The following is a 19,342-nucleotide window of genomic DNA, read 5'->3' on the forward strand; positions in this document are numbered from 1 at the left end:
CCATCAGTGTGCCTCGGAAGTGGCAGCAATTCGAGGGTGCACGGCAGTCCTGCCACTGACGGTAAGGAGCATTCGGCGCGACAGTGGTGTCCATGAATACGGCACAGGCACAGGCCCTGATCGGAATGCTCACCGTCGTGGGGATCCTCGTCCTCCTGGCACTCCCGTCACTGATCGGCATCGCGCACGAGCGGCGCGTCGACCGACGGATCCGGAAGGCCCAGGAGGCATGGGAGAAAGAGGCGGCTCAGAAGTCCTCGTCCAGGTCGACGGTGCCCTCCACCGCCACCTGGTACGCCGAGGGACGCCGCTCGAAGAAGTTGGTCAGCTCCTGAACCCCCTGCAACTCCATGAAGGAGAAGGGGTTCTCGGAGCCGTACACCGGGGCGAAGCCGAGGCGCGTGAGGCGCTGGTCGGCGACGCACTCCAGGTACTGCCGCATGGAGTCGGTGTTCATGCCGGGGAGGCCGTCACCGCACAGGTCGCGCGCGAACTGCAGCTCGGCCGCGACGGCTTCCCGCAGCATGGCGGTGACCTGCTCCTGGAGCTCGTCGTCGAAGAGGTCCGGCTCCTCCTTGCGTACGGTGTCGACCACGTCGAAGGCGAAGCTCATGTGCATCGTCTCGTCCCGGAACACCCAGTTGGTGCCGGTGGCCAGACCGTGCAGCAGGCCCCGGCTGCGGAACCAGTAGACATACGCGAAGGCGCCGTAGAAGAAGAGGCCCTCGATGCATGCGGCGAAGCAGATGAGGTTGAGCAGGAAGCGGCGCCGGTCGGACTTCGTCTCGAGCCGGTCGATCCGCTCCACCGAGTCCATCCACGTGAAGCAGAACTCGGCCTTGTCCCGGATGGCGGGGATGTTCTCGACGGCCGCGAAGGCCGCGGCACGGTCCTCCGGATCGGGCAGGTAGGTGTCGAGCAGCGTCAGATAGAACTGGACGTGCACGGCCTCCTCGAACAGCTGGCGCGACAGATACAGGCGCGCCTCGGGGGAGTTGATGTGCTTGTAGAGCGTCAGCACGAGGTTGTTCGCCACGATCGAGTCGCCCGTGGCGAAGAAGGCCACCAGACGGCCGATCATGTGCTGCTCGCCCGGCGTGAGCTTGGCGAGGTCGGCCACGTCCGAGTGGAGGTCCACCTCCTCCACGGTCCAGGTGTTCTTGATGGCGTCCCGGTAGCGCTCGTAGAAGTCCGGGTAGCGCATGGGGCGCAGGGTCAGTTCGAAGCCGGGGTCCAGCAGGTTCTGGTCAGTCATGGCAGTGGGCGCGCGAAGCGCCGTCCTCCAGGGGTGGTGATCGGGTGGCGGGCGGGAACTACTGGCAGGCCTCGCAGGACTCGGGGTTCTCGAGGGAGCAGGCGACGGCGTCGGGGTCGGCGACCTGCTGGACGGGAATGGCCGGCTGCGCCTGGGCGGCACGGGCGATCCGGGTCGCCGGGCGGGAGCGCAGGTAGTACGTCGTCTTCAGGCCCTGCTTCCAGGCGTAGGCGTACATCGAGGAGAGCTTGCCGATCGTCGGCGTCTCCATGAAGAGGTTCAGGGACTGCGCCTGGTCCAGGAACGGGGTCCGCGCGGCGGCCATGTCGATCAGACCGCGCTGCGGGATCTCCCACGCCGTGCGGTACAGCCGGCGTACCTCCTCCGGGATCCAGCGGAAGTCCTGCACCGAACCGCTCGAGTCGCGCAGCGCCTCCCGGGTGCGGGCGTCCCAGACGCCGAGCTCCTTGAGGTCCTGCACCAGGTACGAGTTGACCTGGAGGAACTCGCCGGACAGCGTCTCGCGCTTGAACAGGTTGGAGACCTGCGGCTCGATGCACTCGTAGACGCCCGCGATGGAGGCGATGGTGGCGGTCGGGGCGATCGCCAGGAGCAGCGAGTTGCGCATGCCGACGGCGGCGACCCGCTCGCGCAGTGCCGCCCAACGCTCCGGCCAGGCGCGCTTCACGTCGTAGTGGTCCGGGTGCAGCACACCCCGGGCGGTGCGGGTCTTCTCCCACGCCGGAAGAGGCCCGTTGCGCTCGGCGAGGTCGGCGGAGGCCTCGTAGGCGGCGAGCATGATGCGCTCGGCGATCCTGGTGGACAGGCCCTTCGCCTCGGCGGAGTCGAAGGGCAGACGCAGCCGGAAGAAGACGTCCTGAAGACCCATCACACCGAGGCCGACGGGACGCCACTTGGCGTTGGAACGGCCGGCCTGCTCCGTCGGGTAGAAGTTGATGTCGACGACACGGTCGAGGAAGGTGACGGCGGTGCGGACCGTCTCGTCCAGCCGCTCCCAGTCGATGTCGTTCCCGGTGACGAAGGCGCCCAGGTTGACCGACCCCAGGTTGCAGACCGCCGTCTCCCCGTCGTCCGTGACCTCCAGGATCTCCGTGCAGAGGTTGGAGGAGTGGATGACGTGGCCCGGCTCGGCCGTCTGGTTGGCGGTGCGGTTGGCCGCGTCCTTGAAGGTCATCCAGCCGTTGCCGGTCTGCGCGAGGGTGCGCATCATCCGGCCGTACAGATCACGGGCGGGCATCGTCTTCTTCGCCAGGCCCGCCGCCTCGGCCTCGCGGTAGGCGGCGTCGAACTCCTCGCCCCACAGGTCGACCAGCTCGGGCACGTCGGACGGGGAGAACAGGGACCACCGTCCGTCCGCATCGACGCGGCGCATGAACTCGTCCGGGACCCAGTGCGCGAGGTTCAGGTTGTGGGTCCGGCGGGCGTCCTCGCCGGTGTTGTCGCGCAGCTCCAGGAACTCCTCGATGTCCGAGTGCCAGGTCTCCAGGTAGACGGCGGCTGCTCCCTTGCGGCGGCCGCCCTGGTTCACCGCGGCGACCGAGGCGTCGAGGGTCTTCAGGAACGGGACGATGCCGTTGGAGTGCCCGTTCGTGCCGCGGATGAGGGAGCCGCGGGAACGGATGCGGGAGTACGAAAGACCGATGCCCCCGGCGTGCTTGGAGAGGCGGGCGACCTGGTGGTAGCGGTCGTAGAGGGAGTCCAGCTCGTCCTTCGGGGAGTCGAGGAGGTAGCAGGACGACATCTGCGGGTGCCGGGTGCCCGAGTTGAAGAGCGTGGGGGAGGAGGGCAGGTAGTCCAGGCGGCTCATGAGCCCGTAGAGAGCCGCCACTTCGTCGACCGCCCGCGCCGTGTCGTCCTCCGCGAGCCCGGCGGCCACCCGCAGCATGAAGTGCTGAGGTGTCTCGATGACCTTGCGGGTGATCGGGTGCCGCAGCAGGTAGCGGCTGTGCAGCGTGCGCAGCCCGAAGTAGCCGAAGCGGTCGTCGGCGGCCCGGTCGACGAGAGCGTCGAGACGGCCGGCGTGCAGGCGTACGAACGCGGCGGTCCGGTCGGCGATCAGGCCCTCCCGGTGGCCGACGGCGACGGACCGGGTGAAGGACGTGACGCCCTGCGAGGCGGCCTCGGCCCGGATGCCGATCGTCAGCAGACGGGCGGCCAGCTTCGAATAGGCGGGGTCCTCCGAGATCAGGCCGGCGGCCGCTTCGGTGGCCAGCTCGCGCAACTCCGCGTCGTCGGCCTGCGCGGACCGGCCCCGCAGCGCGGCGGCGGCGACCCGGCCGGGGTCGGCGTCGGGGAGGTCGGCGGTCAGCTCGGTCAGGGTCCGCAGCAGCGTGGCCCCGGGACCGTCGGTTCCGTCGGTCTGGACCGGGATCACTGAAGCCGGATCGGCTGGCGCGATGGTCACGTGTGGCTCTCCCTCGCTCGGCGCGGGGCCTTGAGGAGGGCAGGGGGCAGCTCACGAGCGCGCACGGCGTCGCGTCCACCGGCCCATTCCACGAGGCCCGGACGTCTGGCGCCCGGGCCGGACGGCCGGGCGCACTGTCGGCAGGTCCTCGGACTGACGCTCGTGCGTGCACGCAGGTGCGAACACACACAAGTACACCGTTGCGGGACAGTTCCGGATTCGCACCGGATTCCCCTGCGGCGACAGCGAGCATGAGCATACATCTTGTGCCGGGTTTCGGTGCTACCCCCAGATGTTGTGCCGCGCTGATGTCACAGTGTCAACTCGTAGGTGAGGAGAGTGATGTCGTCCAGCTGCGGCAGGGGATTCCAGTCGCGGCCGGGGGTGCGGACGAAGCCGAGCCGTTCGTAGATCCGGTGGGCGGAGCGCATGCTGCGCTGGGTCGACAGGACGACGCGCACGCAGCCTTCCGTGGCCCGGGCGCGGTCGACGCAGGCGCGGACCAGAGCCTCGCCGACGCCCCGGCCGCGGGCGCCGTGCGCGACCGCCAGCATGCGGATCTCGGCCTCGCCGACGCCCGCGATGTCGGCCATGAGGCCGCCGGACGGGACGAAGGTCACGCCGCCGAGCACACTGCCGTCCCGGGCCGCGACCAGCACGTCGGCGGCCGCGGCCCGCTTGCCGACGTCTCTCAGCTCGCCCAGATACTCGTCGCTCTCCCCGAAGTCGAGGAGCCCGTCATGGAGATAGGCCTGGGCGGTGATGTCGCCGAGGGTGTCGTACTCGTCGGGGGCCGCCCGCCGGATCACGAAGTCCATGGGCCGAGTGTGCCGGACGGGTACGGCAACGGGCCGCCGGATTTTCTCCGGCGGCCCGTGGAGCACCAGTGCCTAGTGGGATGCGCCGGCCGTCGCCGGCGGCAGCTCCACCTCCACTCCGGGGTCGCCGGCGTCCGCCGTGTAGTCGTCCGGCTTCGTCTCGTCGACGCCCGCCGGGGCCTTCACGGCCTTCAGGACGAAGGTCAGGACCACCGTGACGACGATGTTCATCACGAAGGCCGTCAGACCGATGTAGCCGATCTCACCGATCCCCGGGATCTCCTTCGCGGAGCCGCCGAAGTGCTTCTGGGTCGGGGAGGCGACGCCGTAGGCCGCGAGCGTGCCGTAGACCATGCCGACCGCCCAGCCCGCGAGCAGCGCCCAGCGGTGGAACCAGCGCGTGAACAGACCGCCGACCATGGCCGGGAAGGTCTGCAGGATCCAGATGCCGCCGAGCAACTGGAAGTTGATCGCCACCGTCTTGTCCATGGTCAGGACGAAGACCAGGGCGCCCACCTTCACCAGCAGCGACACGATCTTGGAGACCCTGGTCTCCTCCTTCGGTGTCGCGTCCGGCTTGATGAAGTCCTTGTAGATGTTGCGCGTGAACAGGTTCGCGGCGGCGATGGACATGATGGCCGCCGGGACGAGCGCGCCGATGCCGATGGCCGCGAACGCCACGCCCGCGAACCAGTCCGGGAACATGTTCTCGAACAGCTGCGGGATCGCCAGCTGCCCGTTCTGCACCTTGATCCCGGCCGCGATCGCCATGAAGCCGAGCAGCGCCAGCAGGCCCAGCATCAGCGAGTACAGCGGCAGGATCGTGGTGTTGCGGCGGATCACCTCACGGCTGCGCGAGGAGAGCGTCGCCGTGATCGAGTGCGGATACATGAACAGCGCCATCGCCGAGCCCAGCGCGAGCGTCGCGTACGTCCACTGGCCCGCCTCCGGCGGCGCGAGCGCCCCGCGCGGCTTGCCCGTCGCCGGGTTCGTCTGCGCGAACGCATGGCCCGCCTTCGCGAAGATGTCGTCGAAGCCGCCCAGCTTGATCGGGATGTAGATGATCGCCACCGCGATGACGATGTAGATCAGGGTGTCCTTCACGAACGCGATCAGGGCGGGCGCCCTGAGGCCCGAGGAGTAGGTGTACGCCGCCAGGACGCCGAAGGCGATCAGCAGCGGTAGGTCCTTCACGAACCAGTTCGTGTTGTCGCCGCCGCCCACACCCATCACGTCCAGCACGGCCTGGATGCCGACCAGCTGGAGCGCGATGTACGGCATCGTCGCCAGGATGCCGGTGACGGCCACCGCGAGCGACAGGCCCTTCGAGCCGAAGCGGCCGCGGACGAAGTCCGAGGTCGTCACGTATCCGTGCCGGTGCGACACCGACCACAGCCGGGGCAGGAAGGTGAAGATCAGCGGGTAGACGATGATCGTGTACGGCACCGCGAAGAAGCCCGCGGCGCCGGCCGCGTAGATCGCCGCCGGGACGGCGACGAAGGTGTAGGCGGTGTACAGGTCGCCGCCGAGCAGGAACCAGGTGATCCAGGTACCGAACGACCGGCCGCCGAGTCCCCACTCGTCGAGGCTGTGCTCGTTGTCCGCCCTGCGCCAGCGCGCCGCCAGGAAGCCCACGACGGTGACGGCCAGGAAGAAGAAGATGAAGACGCCGAGTGCGACGCCGTTCACGCCGTCCTTCATTCCGCCGCACCTCCCTTCCGGTCGGCACGGCCGCGCTGGTCGCGCTGCCACAGCTGGTAGGCGGTCATCGTCAGCGCCGTGGAGATCAGCACCCACAGCATCTGGTACCAGTAGAAGAACGGGATGCCGATGAACGCCGGGTCGGTCTTGGCATAGGAGCCGACCCACAGCATCGCTACGAAGGGTGCTACAAGGCACAGCGCGATGACGACGCGTAGGGGCGTCACCACCGGCGCTCTGGTCGAATCAGACCGATCGGACATCTAGCGGCTCCGTCCCCTCACTGATCACCGATGTAATGCGCAGGCAATGTAGGTGACGCGTCACGGAAGCGGAAGCCCCAGTTCGTATATCGGTATCCCGCCGTTTCCGCACCGCCCCGGCGAAGACCACCCCGCGGTGATCCGGACGGGCCGGGAGCGGGCGGTGCGTCCGGACCGCGAGGACACGACCGGACCGTCGAGCCGGTGACGGCGGCGAGGGCGGCCAAGGACCGAGCGGGCGCGGTACGCACGGGGGTGCCTCCCGTCCATGCGACGACGCAAGGACCGTAGAGCAGGAGGAGCGGTCGCGCCACACCGCGCGCACGGCCCAGGGCGACTTATTCCTGCGGCCGCTTGAGCCGCGCGACGAACTTGTACCGGTCTCCCCGGTAGACCGACCGCACCCACTCCACCGGGTTTCCGTCCCGGTCCAGCGAGTGTCGGGAGAGCATCAGCATCGGCAGGCCCACGTCGGTGCCGAGCAGGCCGGCCTCGCGCGGCGTCGCCAGCGACGTCTCGATGGTCTCCTCGGCCTCGGCGAGGTGGACGTCGTACACCTCCGCGAGCGCGGTGTAGAGGGAGGTGTACTTCACCAGTGACCGGCGCAGCGCCGGGAAGCGCTTCGCGGACAGATGCGTGGTCTCGATCGCCATCGGTTCGCCGCTCGCCAGCCGCAGCCGTTCGATGCGCAGCACCCGGCCGCCGGCCGAGATGTCGAGCAGCCCGGCGAGGGAGTCGTCGGCGGTGATGTAGCCGATGTCCAGCAACTGTGAGGTCGGTTCGAGGCCCTGGGCGCGCATGTCCTCGGTGTAGGAGGTGAGTTGCAGCGCCTGCGAGACCTTGGGCTTGGCGACGAACGTGCCCTTGCCCTGGATGCGCTCGAGCCGCCCCTCGACGACCAGCTCCTGCAGGGCCTGGCGCACGGTCGTGCGCGAGGTGTCGAACTCCGCGGCCAGGGTGCGCTCGGGGGGCACGGGAGTACCGGGCGGCAGCGTCTCCGTCATGTCGAGCAGATGCTTCTTCAGGCGGTAGTACTTGGGCACGCGCGCGGTGCGGACGGTCGCCCCGCCCTCGTTCTCCGCACTGCTGACGTCGGCGCTCATGCTCTGCCTTCCCGGCTCCGGATGCCGAAGCGACCGGCAGCTGCCGGTCACGGCTCACCATCGTGGCACGGCCTGACGGGGGATTCCCCCGCACGCTCCGTGATCCCCGTCCTGCGGCCGGGGATCCCCTCTGTATACCGTCGGGTCCCCCTCTGGTCTAGTCCACCAAGTCCAAGTGGTCCAGTCGGGCGGAGCGGAAGTGGTCTACCCGATTTCGCTGGGTTCCTACTTAAAGGTCGTTGCATATGTAGGTCCCATAACGGAGCCCCTGAGGGCCGTGAACTCCCTTGACACACCTATTGGTCTGGGCCAAGCTTCCCGCACTGGTCTACACCATTGGTCCAGGTCCCGGCCCCACGGGCGGTACTCGTCGTCAGTCGCCGCGGGGACAAGGGGGGTTGGTGGCATCCCTGAGGAGGATGGCGTGAAGCGCAAGCTGATAGCCGCGATCGGAATCGCGGGCATGATGGTCTCCATCGCGGCGTGCGGGGACGGTGGCAGCAAGTCCGGAGGCTCGGACAAGGGGGCGGACGCCAAGGAGCTCACCGTCTGGCTCACGGTCGACGCTCAGAACAACTGGCCCGCGCTGGTGAAGGCCGCCGACGACGCGGTGGTCAAGAAGCACCCCGGCCTCAAGATCAAGCACGAGTACTACGGCTGGCCGGACAAGAACACCAAGCTCGACGCGGTCCTCGCCACCGACAAGGCCCCCGACGTGGTCGAGATGGGCAACACCGAGATGCTCGGCTACATGGTCAAGGGCGCCTTCGCCCCCGTCGAGCCCTCCACGTTCGACAACTCCGGTGAGTGGCTGGACGGCCTGAAGGCCTCGGTGACCTATGAGGGCAAGACGTACGGCGTGCCCTACTACGCCGGCGGCCGGGTCGCCAACTGGCGCAAGGACGTCGCCGCCTCGGTCGGCGTCAAGACGCCGCCGACGACGTACCAGGAGCTGACCGCCGACCTGGACAAGATCCAGAAGAAGGAGGGCGCCAAGTTCAACGCCTGGTACCAGCCGACGCGCGACTGGTACGCGGCGATGTCCTTCGTCTACGACGCGGGCGGCTCGATCGCCAAGGAGGAGGGCGGCCAGTGGAAGGCCAACCTCTCCTCGCCGGAGTCCCTCAAGGGCCTCAACGAGTTCAAGACGATCCTCGACAAGTACATGCACGGTGACAAGACCAAGGACGAGTCCGACCGTTACATCGTCTACGGCCAGGGCAAGTCCGCCATGATCTTCGGTGCCGCCTGGGAGGGCGCTACCGCGGCCGACCCGAAGAACGACAAGACCGGCAAGCTGAAGGACAACCTCGAGAACTTCGTGATGCCCGGTCCGTCCGGCAAGAACATCCCGGTGTTCCTCGGCGGTTCGGATCTCGCGATCCCGGTGAAGTCCAAGGCGCAGTCGGTGGCCGCCGAGTGGATCAACGCGTTCACCGGCTCCGAGGGCCAGAAGGGCCTGATGGCCAAGGGCAACCTGCCCAACAACAAGACCGACCTCGCCACGCTGAAGAACGACCCGGCGACGGCGGTCCCGGCCACGGCGGCCGAGTCCAACTGGTTCGTCCCGATGGCGCCGGGCTGGGGCCAGGTCGAGAAGGCGCAGATCCTGCAGACCATGCTGCAGAACATCGGCACCGGCAAGCAGTCGGTCGAGGCCGCCGCGAAGGACGCGGACGCCGCGATCGACAAGGTCATCAACACCAAGTGACCTGAGTGCAGGGCCCCGTGACCCCCGAGGGTAGGCGGGGCGGGGCCCTGCTTCTCGCACGACCGCACGGCGGCATCCCCCATGCGGGCGTGCGGTGTTCCGCCTTCGTACGACCGTGCGGGGCTTCGCCCTTGTACGACCTGAGGGACCCTCAAGGAGCGCGCGATGAGTGCCGCAGACACGACCACCCACGCCAAGGTGCCGCCGCCGCGGCCGGCGCCGCCACCGGGCATCCCGGCGAAACCACGCGGACAGCGGACGCCGCGCGGGACCGCCACCCCCTGGGCGCTGCTCGCCCCCTGTCTGCTGATCCTCGCCCTGGTGATGGGGTATCCGCTGGTCCGCCTGGTGACCCTCTCCTTCCAGAAGTTCGGCCAGTCGCAGCTGTGGGGCTTCCAGCCCGCCGAGTCGGTGGGCTTCGCCAACTTCTCCCAGGTGCTCGGCGACAGCGAGTTCTGGGCGGTGGTGGTGCGCACGATCGTGTTCGCCGCCGGCTCGGTGATCTTCACCATGGTCCTCGGCATGCTGATCGCGCTGCTGCTCCAGCGAGTGTCCGGCTGGGTGAAGACGATGGTCAACATTGTGCTGGTGGCCAGCTGGGGCATGCCGATCATCGTCGCCACCACGGTCTTCAAGTGGCTCTTCGACTCGGACTACGGCATCCTCAACGCGTTGCTGAGCAAGCTGCCCGGAGTGGAGCTGATCGGGCACAACTGGTTCGCGAGCGGGCCGCAGGGCCTCGCCGTGATCATGCTCCTCGTGGTGTGGGGCGCGGTGCCGTTCGTCGTCATCACGCTCTCCGCCGGCCTGACCCAGGTGCCCAAGGAGCTGGAGGAAGCGGCCCGTCTGGACGGTGCGACCGGGTGGGGTGTCTTCCGCCATGTCACCCTGCCGATCCTCAAGCCGATCATCGTGATGCTCACCACCCTCTCAGTGATCTGGGACATGGGCGTCTTCCCGCAGGTCTTCGTGATGCGCAACGGTCATCCGGAGCCGGAGTTCCAGTTGCTCCAGACCTATTCCTACGACCGCGCGTTCGTGGTCAACGACTACGCGCAGGGTTCGGCGATCGCCCTGCTGACCGTGCTGCTGCTGCTCGGTGTGGTCGCCGTGTACATGCGTCAGATGCTGAAGATCGGAGAGGTCGAATGAGCGCCATCGCGACCGGGGGGCGCCGCCGCCCGACGTCCCGGCTCGGCTGGAACCTTCTCGGCCTGTTCGTCTTCGTCACCGCGGGCTTCCCCGTCTACTGGATGGTCGACACGGCCTTCAAACCGGCCAAGGACGCCATCGACCCGGATCCCAGCCTGCTGCCCACGGGTGTCACCCTGGCCAACTTCCGCCGGGCGCTGGACATCGCCGACTTCTGGGGGCCGGTCGGCCGCAGCCTGATCGTGTCGCTGTCCGTCGTCGCCATCGGCATCGTCGTCGGCATGCTGGCCGCGCTCGCCATCTCCCGCTTCGCCTTCCGCGGCCGGAAGATCGTGATCGTGGGCATCCTGGCGGTCCAGATGGTCCCGGCGGTGTCCATGATCATCCCGGTCTTCCTGCTCCTTAATGACCTGGGCCAGTACGACAAGCTGACAGGTCTGATCATCACCTACCTCACCTTCATCCTCCCGTTCACGGTGTGGACGCTGCGCGGGTTCGTCGTCAACATCCCGCGCGAACTGGAGGAGGCGGCGATGGTGGACGGCTGCTCGCGCACCGGAGCCTTCCTGCGCGTGGTCTTCCCGCTGCTCGCCCCCGGCCTGGTCGCCACCTCGGTCTACGGCTTCATTCAGGCGTGGAACGAGTACCTGTACGCCCTGATGCTGATGAGCCAGGAGAACCAGACCGCGACTGTCTGGCTCGGCAACTTCACCACCAAGCACGGCACCGAGTACGCGCCGATGATGGCCGGCTCCACGATGATGGCGGTGCCGATCGTCATTCTCTTCCTCCTCGTCCAGCGCAAGATGGCCGCGGGCCTCACCGCGGGCGCCGTGAAGGGATAACGCCACCCGATGACGACATTCGCCAGCGGTACCGACACCCTGACGCGAGACGCGCTGACGGTCCTCCAGCCCGGCTTCACCGGCACCACGGCCCCCGACTGGCTGCTGCGCCGTATCGGCGAGGGCCTGGCGTCCGTGGGCCTGTTCGGCCGCAACATCGCCTCACCGGAACAACTCGACGCCCTGACCGCCCAGTTGCGCGCCGAACGTAACGACGTCATTGTCGCGATCGACGAGGAGGGGGGCGATGTCACCCGCCTGGAGGTCAGGACGGGTTCCTCCTTCCCGGGCAACCACGCCCTCGGCGCGGTGGACGACGTGGAGCTGACCCGCGAGGTGGCCCGTGAACTCGGCCGCCGGCTCGCGGAGTGCGGGGTCAACCTCAACTGGGCGCCCTCCGCCGACGTGAACTCCAATCCTGCCAACCCGGTGATCGGCGTCCGGTCCTTCGGCGCCGACACCGCACTGGTGGCCCGGCACACCGCCGCATACGTCACCGGACTCCAGTCGGCCGGCGTCGCGGCCTGCACCAAGCACTTCCCCGGCCACGGCGACACGGCGGTCGACTCCCACCACGCGCTGCCCCGGATCGACGCGGAGGTGTCCACGGTCCAGGAGCGCGAACTGGCGCCGTTCCGCGCGGCGATCGCCGCCGGCACCCGCGCGGTGATGAGCGCTCACATCCTGGTCCCGGCACTGGACCCGGACCACCCGGCAACGTTGTCCCGGAGCGTCCTGAGCGACCTGTTGCGCGGCGGACTCGGCTACGACGGGCTGATCGTCACCGACGGCATGGAGATGCGGGCGATCGCGGGGACGTACGGGATCGAGCGTGGCAGCGTCCTCGCCGTCGCGGCCGGCGCGGACGCCATCTGTGTGGGCGGCGGCCTCGCCGACGACGAGACGGTACGGCGTCTGCGGGACGCCCTGGTCACCGCCGTGCGCTCGGGAGAACTGGCCGAGGAACGGCTCGCCGAGGCGGCGGACCGTGTGCGGGCGCTGGCGCGGTGGACGGCGCAGGCGGGAGCGAAGGACGTCGCCGCCCTGCCGGGCGCCCGTGCGGACATCGGTCTGCTGGCGGCCCGGCGTGCGCTGACGGTGACCGGCGCGGAGGACTTCACCCCGCTCACCGAGCCCCCCTACGTCGCCGCTCTCACCCCCGTCGCCAACATCGCGGTGGGCGAGGAGACTCCGTGGGGCGTGGCGGCGGAACTGGGCCGACTGCTTCCGGGCACCGAGACCGGCAGCTTCGCGGGGGAGGCAGCGGGGCGGGAGGCCCTGGAGGCCGCCGGGGGCCGGCGGATCGTGGCGGTGGTCCGGGACGAACACCGCCACCCCTGGATGGCCGGGGCCCTCGACACACTCCTCGGGTCACGTCCGGACACGATCGTGGTCGAGATGGGCGTCCCCCAGGCCGCTCCCCGCAGTGCCCTGCACATCGCCACCCACGGGGCGGCGCGGGTGTGCGGCCGGGCGGCGGCGGAGGTCCTCGCGGGCGCGTAGCCGCTGATCCGAAGGCCCCGGCCACCCCTCTCGGGGGCCGGGGCCTTCGGCGTACCGGGCGGGCTAGATGCCCTGCCAGGCGGGCTTGTTGGCGTAGGTGTGGCGGAAGTAGCCGGCGAGCTTCAGCTTGGACGCCGCGGCCTCGTCGGCGACGACCGTCGCGTGCGGGTGGAGCTGGAGCGCGGACGCCGGGCAGATCGCGGCGACGGGGCCCTCGACGGTCGCGGCGACCGCGTCCGCCTTGCCCTCGCCGGTGGCGAGGAGCACGAGGTGCCGTGCCTCCAGGATGGTCCCGATGCCCTGGGTGATCACGTGATGCGGCACCTGGTCGATGTCGCCGTCGAAGAAGCGCGCGTTGTCGATCCGGGTCTGCTCGGTCAGCGTCTTGATCCTGGTGCGCGAGGCGAGCGAGGAGCACGGCTCGTTGAACCCGATGTGCCCGTCGGTGCCGATACCGAGCAACTGCAGGTCCACGCCGCCGGCCGCGGCGAGCGCCCGGTCGTAGGCCTCGCACGCCGCCTGCACGTCCTCGGCGGTGCCGTCCGGTCCCATGAAGGCGTCCATGCCGATGCCGAGCGGCTCCAGCACCTCGCGCCTGAGCACCGAGCGGTAGGACTCGGGATGCTCGGCCGGCAGCCCCACGTATTCGTCGAGCTGTGCGATCCGCGCCCGCGAGGCGTCCACGGCACCGGAGCGCACCTCGGCAGCCAGCGCCTCGTAGACGGGCAGCGGGGTCGAGCCGGTGGCCACCCCGAGCACGGCGTCGGGCTTGCGCCGGAGCAGCTGCGCCACGGCCTCGGCGATGAGTGCGCCACCTGCCTTGGCATCCGGAACGATGACAACTTCCACGCTGGGCCTGCCGATCTGAAGAGGGCTCGCCGGGGAACCGAGGGGAAAACAATAGTGGTATAGACCAATCTACCAGAAACGGTCTCCGACCGAGGGTTCCACGGGCCGCGCGTCCCAGGTCGGCCATGTCCGGGTCGCCCCCCGCTGCGCGGATCCAAAGACGGGGGAGTGGAATGGAGGCAGCCGACGCCGTGCCGTAGCGATGAGCCACCCCGAGGAGGCCCCATGACCGCGCCCACCACGGACCCCCGCAGCGACGACCTGCCCGGGCGGATCATGGCCCGGGAGATGGCCGAGCAGCCCGCCGTGCTGCGCCGGATCCTGGACGCCGGGGCGCCGCGGATCCAGGAGGTGGCCCGGGAGGTCGCCGCCCGCAAGCCCCGGTTCGTGCTGCTGACCGCCCGCGGCACCTCCGACAACGCCGCGCTCTACGCCAAGTACCTGCTGGAGATCCGTCTCGGTCTGCCCTGCGGTCTCACCTCGATGTCGACGACCACGGCGTACGGCGCCCGTCCCGATCTCACCGACGTTCTCGTCATCACCGTCAGCCAGTCCGGCGGCTCCCCGGACCTGGTCGCCTCCACACAGGCCGCCCGCGAGGCCGGCGCGCTCACGCTCGCGGTGACCAACAACCCGGACTCGCCGCTTGCCGCGGTCTCCGAGTTCCACATCGACATCCTCGCGGGACCGGAGAAGGCCCTTCCGGCGACCAAGACCTACACCGCCTCCCTGCTCGCCCTCTATCTCTTCGTGGACGGGCTGCGTGGCGGTGACGGCGCGCCCGCGAAGGTGCTGCCCGACCTCGCCGGGCAGCTGCTCGCCCGCCAGGACGAGGTCCGCACCCTCGCCGCCCGGTACTGGTTCGCCGAGCGGATGGTCATCACCTCGCGCGGCTACGGCTATCCGACCGCGAAGGAAGCCGCCCTGAAGTTGATGGAGACCAGCTACATCCCCGCCCTGTCCTACTCGGGCGCAGACCTCCTGCACGGCCCGCTCGCCATGGTCGACAACGTCTCGCCGGTCATTGCGGTCGTGACGGACGGCAAGGGCGGCACGGCGCTCCAGCCCGTACTGGACCGGCTGCGCGGCCGCGGCGTCGATCTTGTCGTCATCGGGCCCGAAGACCAGGTGGAACAGGCCTCGGCGGGCTTCGTCCTGCCCACCGGGGGCGTACCCGAGGAACTCCAGCCGATCCTGGAGATCATCCCGCTTCAGTTGCTGGCGTACGAGGTGACCATCGCTCGCGGTCAGGATCCGGACGCTCCGCGTGCCCTGGCCAAGGTGACGCAGACGCACTGAGCGGCAGGGTGGTGGCTCCCGTCAGACGCACGCCGGGGCGGGCCGGTGGGAAACGCAGCACTCGCGAGCGCCACGATGGCGATCCGACCCCGTCCGGGAGCCGAAGACGGCTACGCTGCGGGTGAGCCGTCGGCGGGTGTCCGATAAAGAGACAACAACAAACATCCGCCAACGCATGGACACACGCCCCGGGACCCAGGAACATGGTTCGCGAGCGTGGTCTAGTCCAGACAGCTCAGGTAAATTCAGTAAAATCCGCTCGTCCCACGGTGAGCGGACCTGCCGCACAGACCTCCGTCTTCCCCGCACAGGAGGACGGACCGAGGATCCGGCGCTCTCTGCCCTGACTGCTCCGGCTCCTCGACCATCGGCCGACCGGGACCGCACACCCCACGGCCGTTGCTGCTCCGGGCTGCGGTGCCGGGAGGGTTGAGGGTCCCTCCCAGGCGCCGCGGCCCGCGGGTGTTCCCGGGGGCCTACCGCACCGTCGCCGACCTGGCCGATTTCGATCGATGTACGAAGCCCCGGGTACCCTCGCACACGTGCCCTCCATGAACGAGCTGGTTCGCCAGCACACCGCGCTCAGCGACTCCGACCTGGAGTGGCTGCATCTGCTGGTGTCGGAGTGGCAGCTGCTCTCCGACCTCTCCTTCGCCGACCTGGTGCTGTGGGTTCCCACGCGCGACGGCACCCGTTACGTCTCGGTCGCCCAGATGCGCCCCAACACCGGCCCCACCTCCTACCAGGACGACATGGTCGGCCATCTGGTCCCGCGCGGCCGCCGCCCCATGCTGGACGCGGCCCTGGACGAGGGCCGGATCGTCCGTGAGGGCGACCCCGAGTGGCGCGAGGAGGTTCCGGTCCGGGTCGAGTCCATTCCCGTGCGACGCGAGGGCCGTGTCCTCGGTGTCATCGCACGCAACACCAACCTGCTGACCGTGCGGACCCCGAGCCGCCTGGAGCTGACCTACCTCCAGAGCGCCTCCGACCTGGCGCAGATGATCGCGGCGGGCTCCTTCCCGTTCCCCGGGCAGCAGGTCGACATGGACGCCTCGCCGCGTGTCGGCGACGGGCTGATCAGGCTGGACGCGGACGGCATAGTCCAGTACGCCTCCCCGAACGCACTGTCGGCGTACCACCGCCTGGGCCTCGCGGCCGACATCGTCGGCCACCACCTCGGCGAGACCACGGCCGAACTGGCTCCGACCCAGGGTCCGGTGGACGAGGCCCTGGTCAAGGTCGCCAGCGGCTGGGCGCCGCGCGAGTTCGAGATCGAGTCGAACGACGGGGTCATCCAGTTCCGCGCGATCCCCCTCAAGCCGAAGGGCACCCGTATCGGCTCGCTGGTCCTGCTCCGGGACGTCACCGAACTGCGGCGCCGCGAGCGGGAGTTGATCACCAAGGACGCGACCATCCGGGAGATCCACCACCGGGTGAAGAACAACCTTCAGACGGTAGCCGCGCTGCTCCGGCTCCAGGCCCGCCGGATCGAGTCCGAGCGGGGGCGGGAGGCCCTCGAGGAGGCCGTACGGCGCGTGGGCTCGATCGCGATCGTCCATGAGACGTTGTCCCAAAACCTGGACGAGCGGGTGGAGTTCGACGAGATCGCCGACCGGGTGCTCGCCATGGTCGCCGAGATCTCGCCCGGTACGGTCACCGGCCGGCGCAGCGGCCGCTTCGGCATCCTCGACGCCGAGGTCGCGACCCCCCTCTCCATGGTGCTGACCGAGGTGCTGCAGAACGCCCTGGAGCACGGCTTCCGGCAGGGCGACACCGGCACGGTCGAGGTCTCCGCGGTCCGCGGCGGTACGACGAAGGAGGCCCGCCTCCTGGTCACCGTCCAGGACGACGGGGTCGGTCTGCCAGAGGGCTTCGATCCGCACACGGCGGGCAACCTGGGCCTGCAGATCGTACGAACGCTGGTGGAGGGCGAGTTGGGCGGCACTTTCGACATGGTCCCGGCCCCGGAGCGCGGTACGAGGGTCATCCTGGACATCCCGGTGCGGGCACCCAAGTGACACCGCCTCACGGCGCCGGCGGTGTCCGGCCCCGGACAGCGCCTCCCGACGGTGGTCCCGGACAGCAATGAGCCCCGGACCACAAGTGGTCCGGGGCCAGAGCTCGTTGCCGGGTGTTGCTCACTAGGCGCACCGGGGGTACTGCGCGCTGCGGCTCGGGGGCGGGAGATGCGTACTCGCTGTACGCGCCGCCAACCTCAGGCTCGTACGGGGTGGGCAGGTCAGGCGGTGGCCTGACGGGCCCGGTTGCGGGCGGCGCGGCGCTTCATCGCGCGGCGCTCGTCCTCGCTGAGACCACCCCAGACGCCGGAGTCCTGGCCGGACTCGAGCGCCCACTGCAGGCACTGCTCCATAACCGGGCAGCGACGGCAGACGGCCTTGGCTTCCTCGATCTGCAGCAGCGCAGGACCGGTGTTGCCGATGGGGAAGAAGAGCTCGGGGTCTTCCTCGCGGCAAACGGCGTTGTGACGCCAGTCCATGGCTGCTACCTCTCCGTGGTAATACGTGCAGATTGCTTGTGAATGTGAACGCTTTCACGAATCCCTCAACAAGTGAAGGGCCGACCGTCAGACACACTGACGTGGTCCTGTGAATTGAGGAGGGGTTCGGGCTCTCGATGGGAGGCCGATGTTGCGGGCCGTCCCGAGCGCCACGTAGAGACTCGCAAACCTCAGCGGCGGATACAACCCCTTCCGGAAAGTTTTTTTTGATTCCTTGGTGTCGGCTCGATCACAGCCGTACTTCCAAGGGGTGGATCCTGGCCTAAACGTTCGAGTGAAAGGACTTTAGCCTCTTCTGCTCACACAATCACACGCAGTGCACGGCGTACGCCTGTGAACGTCACGCTCGTACGCACCCCTAGGTGGTCGCCGTCCATCTGAAGGGGCAGGGGAGCCTTCGAATGCAAGGTGAAGTCACCCAGGTCGTGCAGTGACACCACATGCTTGCCGCGGGGCCCCCGTTCGGGGGACGAAGTGAGCAACTGGGTTGCATATCGGGCAACCGAGGCCGTCGAGACGCGGCTGAGACCGAGTACGTCAAGTCCTGTATCGAACGACGCCTTAGGTGACGCGTACACCGGACGATTGCCGAGAAACGTCCAGGGCGCCGTGTTGCAGATTATGGACAGGACGAGATCCGTGATCGGTTCCTCGCCGGCCCGCTCCAGAGTGATCGTTCCGTGCCGGCGGTGGGGTTCGCCCAGGAACTGGCGTGCCACCTGGCGCATATACAGCGCATGGGTCGAGCGCTTGCCCTGCTCGCGCCGCTGCTCGACCCGGCCCACCACGCCCGCGTCGAAACCGAGGCCCGCGTTGAAGGTGAACCAGCGGGAGGGTACTGCCTCGTCCTCGGTGCCCGGGGTGCCCGAGGCGAGACCGAGGCCGACCGTCCGCTCGCTGTCCTCGCGCAGGGCGTCGAGGATCGCGCCGGTCGCCTCCACTGCGTCGTTGGGCAGCCCCAGCGCGCGGGCGAAGACATTGGTCGAGCCGCCGGGGACCACCGCGAGTCGCGGGAGGCGGTCGGGGTCCGGGCCGTGGTGCAGTAGGCCGTTCACGACCTCGTTGACCGTGCCGTCACCGCCGAGGGCCACCACCAGCTCGATGTCGTCGCTCTCCGCGGCCTGGCGGCCGAGGTCCCTGGCGTGCCCCCGGTACTGCGTGGTGATCGCCTCGAGCTTCATCTCGCTCGCCAGCGCGTGGAACAGGACGTCACGAGTACGTGCGCTTGTGGTGGTGGCTGCCGGATTGACCACGAGAAGTGCACGCATGGATTGCAGGGTACCTACCGGGGCGGTGCTCATCCCAGCCCGAGGTAGGGATCCGGTAAGAGGAAGGGGGGTGGCCTTGAGCACAATCGCGGTACCCGTGCCGACGGTGGGCGTGGGCCCGAAGGCTATTCTTCAGGGGTGAGCGCTGAGCAGAACCCCACCCCCGCCGCCTCCGGAACAGAACCGCGTCCCGGGCGGCTGACCGCCGCGGCCGCGCTGGCCGCTCTGGAGGGGCTCGCCGTGGTCGTGGGCGGCATCTGGATTCTCGTCCTGGGTCTGACGGGCACGCCCGACGACCGCGGACAGGCCGTCACCGGTGGCCTGACCCTGGTCGTGCTCGCGCTGCTGCCCCTGCTGGCCGCGCGCGGACTGCTGCTGCGGCGCGGCTGGAGCAGGGGACCCGCCGTCATCACCCAGATCCTGGCCCTGCCGGTGGCCTACAGCCTGCTTCAGGCCGACAGCATGGCGATCCCGGCCGGCATCGCCCTCGCGGTCGTCGCGGTGTCCGCCCTGGTGCTGCTGCTGCATCCGGCGACGACTCGGGCCCTCGGCATCCGCGGACCCGGAAACGTACAGGACCAGAAGTAACGGCGCGGCCGGGCTTCGGCACACGCAACCTTGGGGCGACCGGA

General features: G+C 69.1%; 16 protein-coding genes and 1 riboswitch. Of the genes, 7 read left to right on the forward strand and 9 right to left on the reverse strand.

Features of this window, described 5'->3' with window-relative positions:
* Positions 1-247: 247 nt before the first annotated feature.
* The 6 genes from ACWDA7_RS23085 to ACWDA7_RS23110 form a co-directional block, all read right to left on the reverse strand.
* Positions 248-1,255 carry a ribonucleotide-diphosphate reductase subunit beta gene (locus tag ACWDA7_RS23085; protein WP_450606115.1) on the reverse strand — a complete coding sequence of 336 codons (1,008 nt, stop codon included), beginning with the start codon at positions 1,253-1,255 and terminating at the stop codon, positions 248-250.
* A 58-nt stretch (positions 1,256-1,313) separates the two neighbouring features.
* Positions 1,314-3,680: a ribonucleoside-diphosphate reductase subunit alpha gene (locus ACWDA7_RS23090; RefSeq protein ID WP_450606116.1), complete on the reverse strand. Its 2,367-nt coding sequence runs from the start codon at positions 3,678-3,680 to the stop codon at positions 1,314-1,316.
* 122 nt (positions 3,681-3,802) lie between these two features.
* Positions 3,803-3,939: riboswitch (cobalamin riboswitch) on the reverse strand.
* A 52-nt stretch (positions 3,940-3,991) separates the two neighbouring features.
* Entirely contained in the window at positions 3,992-4,498 is a 507-nt protein-coding gene (locus tag ACWDA7_RS23095; RefSeq protein ID WP_450606117.1) for a GNAT family N-acetyltransferase, read from the reverse strand.
* A gap of 72 nt (positions 4,499-4,570) precedes the next feature.
* A complete protein-coding gene (mctP, locus tag ACWDA7_RS23100; RefSeq protein WP_450606118.1) occupies positions 4,571-6,199 on the reverse strand; it encodes a monocarboxylate uptake permease MctP in 1,629 nt (542 codons plus the stop codon).
* Positions 6,196-6,462 carry a DUF3311 domain-containing protein gene (locus ACWDA7_RS23105; RefSeq protein ID WP_359395881.1) on the reverse strand — a complete coding sequence of 89 codons (267 nt, stop codon included), beginning with the start codon at positions 6,460-6,462 and terminating at the stop codon, positions 6,196-6,198. Before ACWDA7_RS23105 ends, mctP begins: the two co-directional genes overlap by 4 nt.
* 338 nt (positions 6,463-6,800) lie before the next feature.
* Positions 6,801-7,565, reverse strand: coding sequence for a GntR family transcriptional regulator (locus tag ACWDA7_RS23110; protein ID WP_359395879.1), 765 nt, complete (start codon positions 7,563-7,565; stop codon positions 6,801-6,803).
* 424 nt (positions 7,566-7,989) lie between these two features.
* On the opposite strand from ACWDA7_RS23110, the gene ACWDA7_RS23115 reads away from it, so the two are divergent.
* From ACWDA7_RS23115 to ACWDA7_RS23130, 4 genes are all read left to right on the forward strand, one after another.
* Positions 7,990-9,276, forward strand: coding sequence for an extracellular solute-binding protein (locus ACWDA7_RS23115; protein WP_450606119.1), 1,287 nt, complete (start codon positions 7,990-7,992; stop codon positions 9,274-9,276).
* A gap of 165 nt (positions 9,277-9,441) precedes the next feature.
* A complete protein-coding gene (locus ACWDA7_RS23120) occupies positions 9,442-10,428 on the forward strand; it encodes a carbohydrate ABC transporter permease (RefSeq protein WP_359395875.1) in 987 nt (328 codons plus the stop codon).
* On the forward strand, positions 10,425-11,273 hold the full coding sequence (locus ACWDA7_RS23125) for a carbohydrate ABC transporter permease (RefSeq protein WP_450606120.1): 849 nt from the start codon (positions 10,425-10,427) through the stop codon (positions 11,271-11,273). Before ACWDA7_RS23120 ends, ACWDA7_RS23125 begins: the two co-directional genes overlap by 4 nt.
* Before the next feature lie 9 nt (positions 11,274-11,282).
* A complete protein-coding gene (locus tag ACWDA7_RS23130; RefSeq protein ID WP_450606121.1) occupies positions 11,283-12,776 on the forward strand; it encodes a glycoside hydrolase family 3 protein in 1,494 nt (497 codons plus the stop codon).
* 63 nt (positions 12,777-12,839) lie between these two features.
* Here ACWDA7_RS23130 and nagB read toward each other — a convergent pair whose 3' ends face one another.
* Complete coding sequence (gene nagB, locus ACWDA7_RS23135) at positions 12,840-13,625, reverse strand: glucosamine-6-phosphate deaminase (protein ID WP_450606122.1); 786 nt, start codon at positions 13,623-13,625, stop codon at positions 12,840-12,842.
* Between the two features lie 225 nt (positions 13,626-13,850).
* On the opposite strand from nagB, the gene ACWDA7_RS23140 reads away from it, so the two are divergent.
* Together ACWDA7_RS23140 and ACWDA7_RS23145 are read left to right on the forward strand one after the other, a co-directional pair.
* Positions 13,851-14,924: an SIS domain-containing protein gene (locus ACWDA7_RS23140; RefSeq protein ID WP_450606123.1), complete on the forward strand. Its 1,074-nt coding sequence runs from the start codon at positions 13,851-13,853 to the stop codon at positions 14,922-14,924.
* A gap of 551 nt (positions 14,925-15,475) precedes the next feature.
* Complete coding sequence (locus ACWDA7_RS23145) at positions 15,476-16,942, forward strand: histidine kinase N-terminal domain-containing protein (RefSeq protein ID WP_432939540.1); 1,467 nt, start codon at positions 15,476-15,478, stop codon at positions 16,940-16,942.
* Between the two features lie 221 nt (positions 16,943-17,163).
* On the opposite strand, the gene ACWDA7_RS23150 is transcribed toward ACWDA7_RS23145, so the two are convergent.
* Positions 17,164-17,421, reverse strand: coding sequence for a WhiB family transcriptional regulator (locus ACWDA7_RS23150; protein ID WP_006380970.1), 258 nt, complete (start codon positions 17,419-17,421; stop codon positions 17,164-17,166).
* A gap of 320 nt (positions 17,422-17,741) precedes the next feature.
* Positions 17,742-18,710: a diacylglycerol/lipid kinase family protein gene (locus ACWDA7_RS23155; RefSeq protein ID WP_450606124.1), complete on the reverse strand. Its 969-nt coding sequence runs from the start codon at positions 18,708-18,710 to the stop codon at positions 17,742-17,744.
* A 138-nt stretch (positions 18,711-18,848) separates the two neighbouring features.
* Here ACWDA7_RS23155 and ACWDA7_RS23160 point away from each other — a divergent pair, with 138 nt between their 5' ends.
* The gene (locus ACWDA7_RS23160; RefSeq protein WP_359395861.1) at positions 18,849-19,298 is read left to right on the forward strand and encodes a hypothetical protein; all 450 of its coding nucleotides are present in this window, start codon (positions 18,849-18,851) and stop codon (positions 19,296-19,298) included.
* Positions 19,299-19,342: the final 44 nt, after the last annotated feature.

It is taken from the genome of Streptomyces sp. NPDC001156 (assembly GCF_053598275.1).

Coding starts and splice junctions, on each gene's coding strand:
- ACWDA7_RS23085 (WP_450606115.1), bottom strand. CDS start 1,255: ATGACTGACCAGAACCTGCTGGACCCCGGCTTCGAACTGACCCTGCGC.
- ACWDA7_RS23125 (WP_450606120.1), top strand. CDS start 10,425: ATGAGCGCCATCGCGACCGGGGGGCGCCGCCGCCCGACGTCCCGGCTC.
- ACWDA7_RS23120 (WP_359395875.1), top strand. CDS start 9,442: ATGAGTGCCGCAGACACGACCACCCACGCCAAGGTGCCGCCGCCGCGG.
- ACWDA7_RS23155 (WP_450606124.1), bottom strand. CDS start 18,710: ATGCGTGCACTTCTCGTGGTCAATCCGGCAGCCACCACCACAAGCGCA.
- ACWDA7_RS23150 (WP_006380970.1), bottom strand. CDS start 17,421: ATGGACTGGCGTCACAACGCCGTTTGCCGCGAGGAAGACCCCGAGCTC.
- ACWDA7_RS23095 (WP_450606117.1), bottom strand. CDS start 4,498: ATGGACTTCGTGATCCGGCGGGCGGCCCCCGACGAGTACGACACCCTC.
- mctP (WP_450606118.1), bottom strand. CDS start 6,199: ATGAAGGACGGCGTGAACGGCGTCGCACTCGGCGTCTTCATCTTCTTC.
- ACWDA7_RS23145 (WP_432939540.1), top strand. CDS start 15,476: ATGAACGAGCTGGTTCGCCAGCACACCGCGCTCAGCGACTCCGACCTG.
- ACWDA7_RS23130 (WP_450606121.1), top strand. CDS start 11,283: ATGACGACATTCGCCAGCGGTACCGACACCCTGACGCGAGACGCGCTG.
- ACWDA7_RS23105 (WP_359395881.1), bottom strand. CDS start 6,462: ATGTCCGATCGGTCTGATTCGACCAGAGCGCCGGTGGTGACGCCCCTA.
- ACWDA7_RS23140 (WP_450606123.1), top strand. CDS start 13,851: ATGACCGCGCCCACCACGGACCCCCGCAGCGACGACCTGCCCGGGCGG.
- ACWDA7_RS23110 (WP_359395879.1), bottom strand. CDS start 7,565: ATGAGCGCCGACGTCAGCAGTGCGGAGAACGAGGGCGGGGCGACCGTC.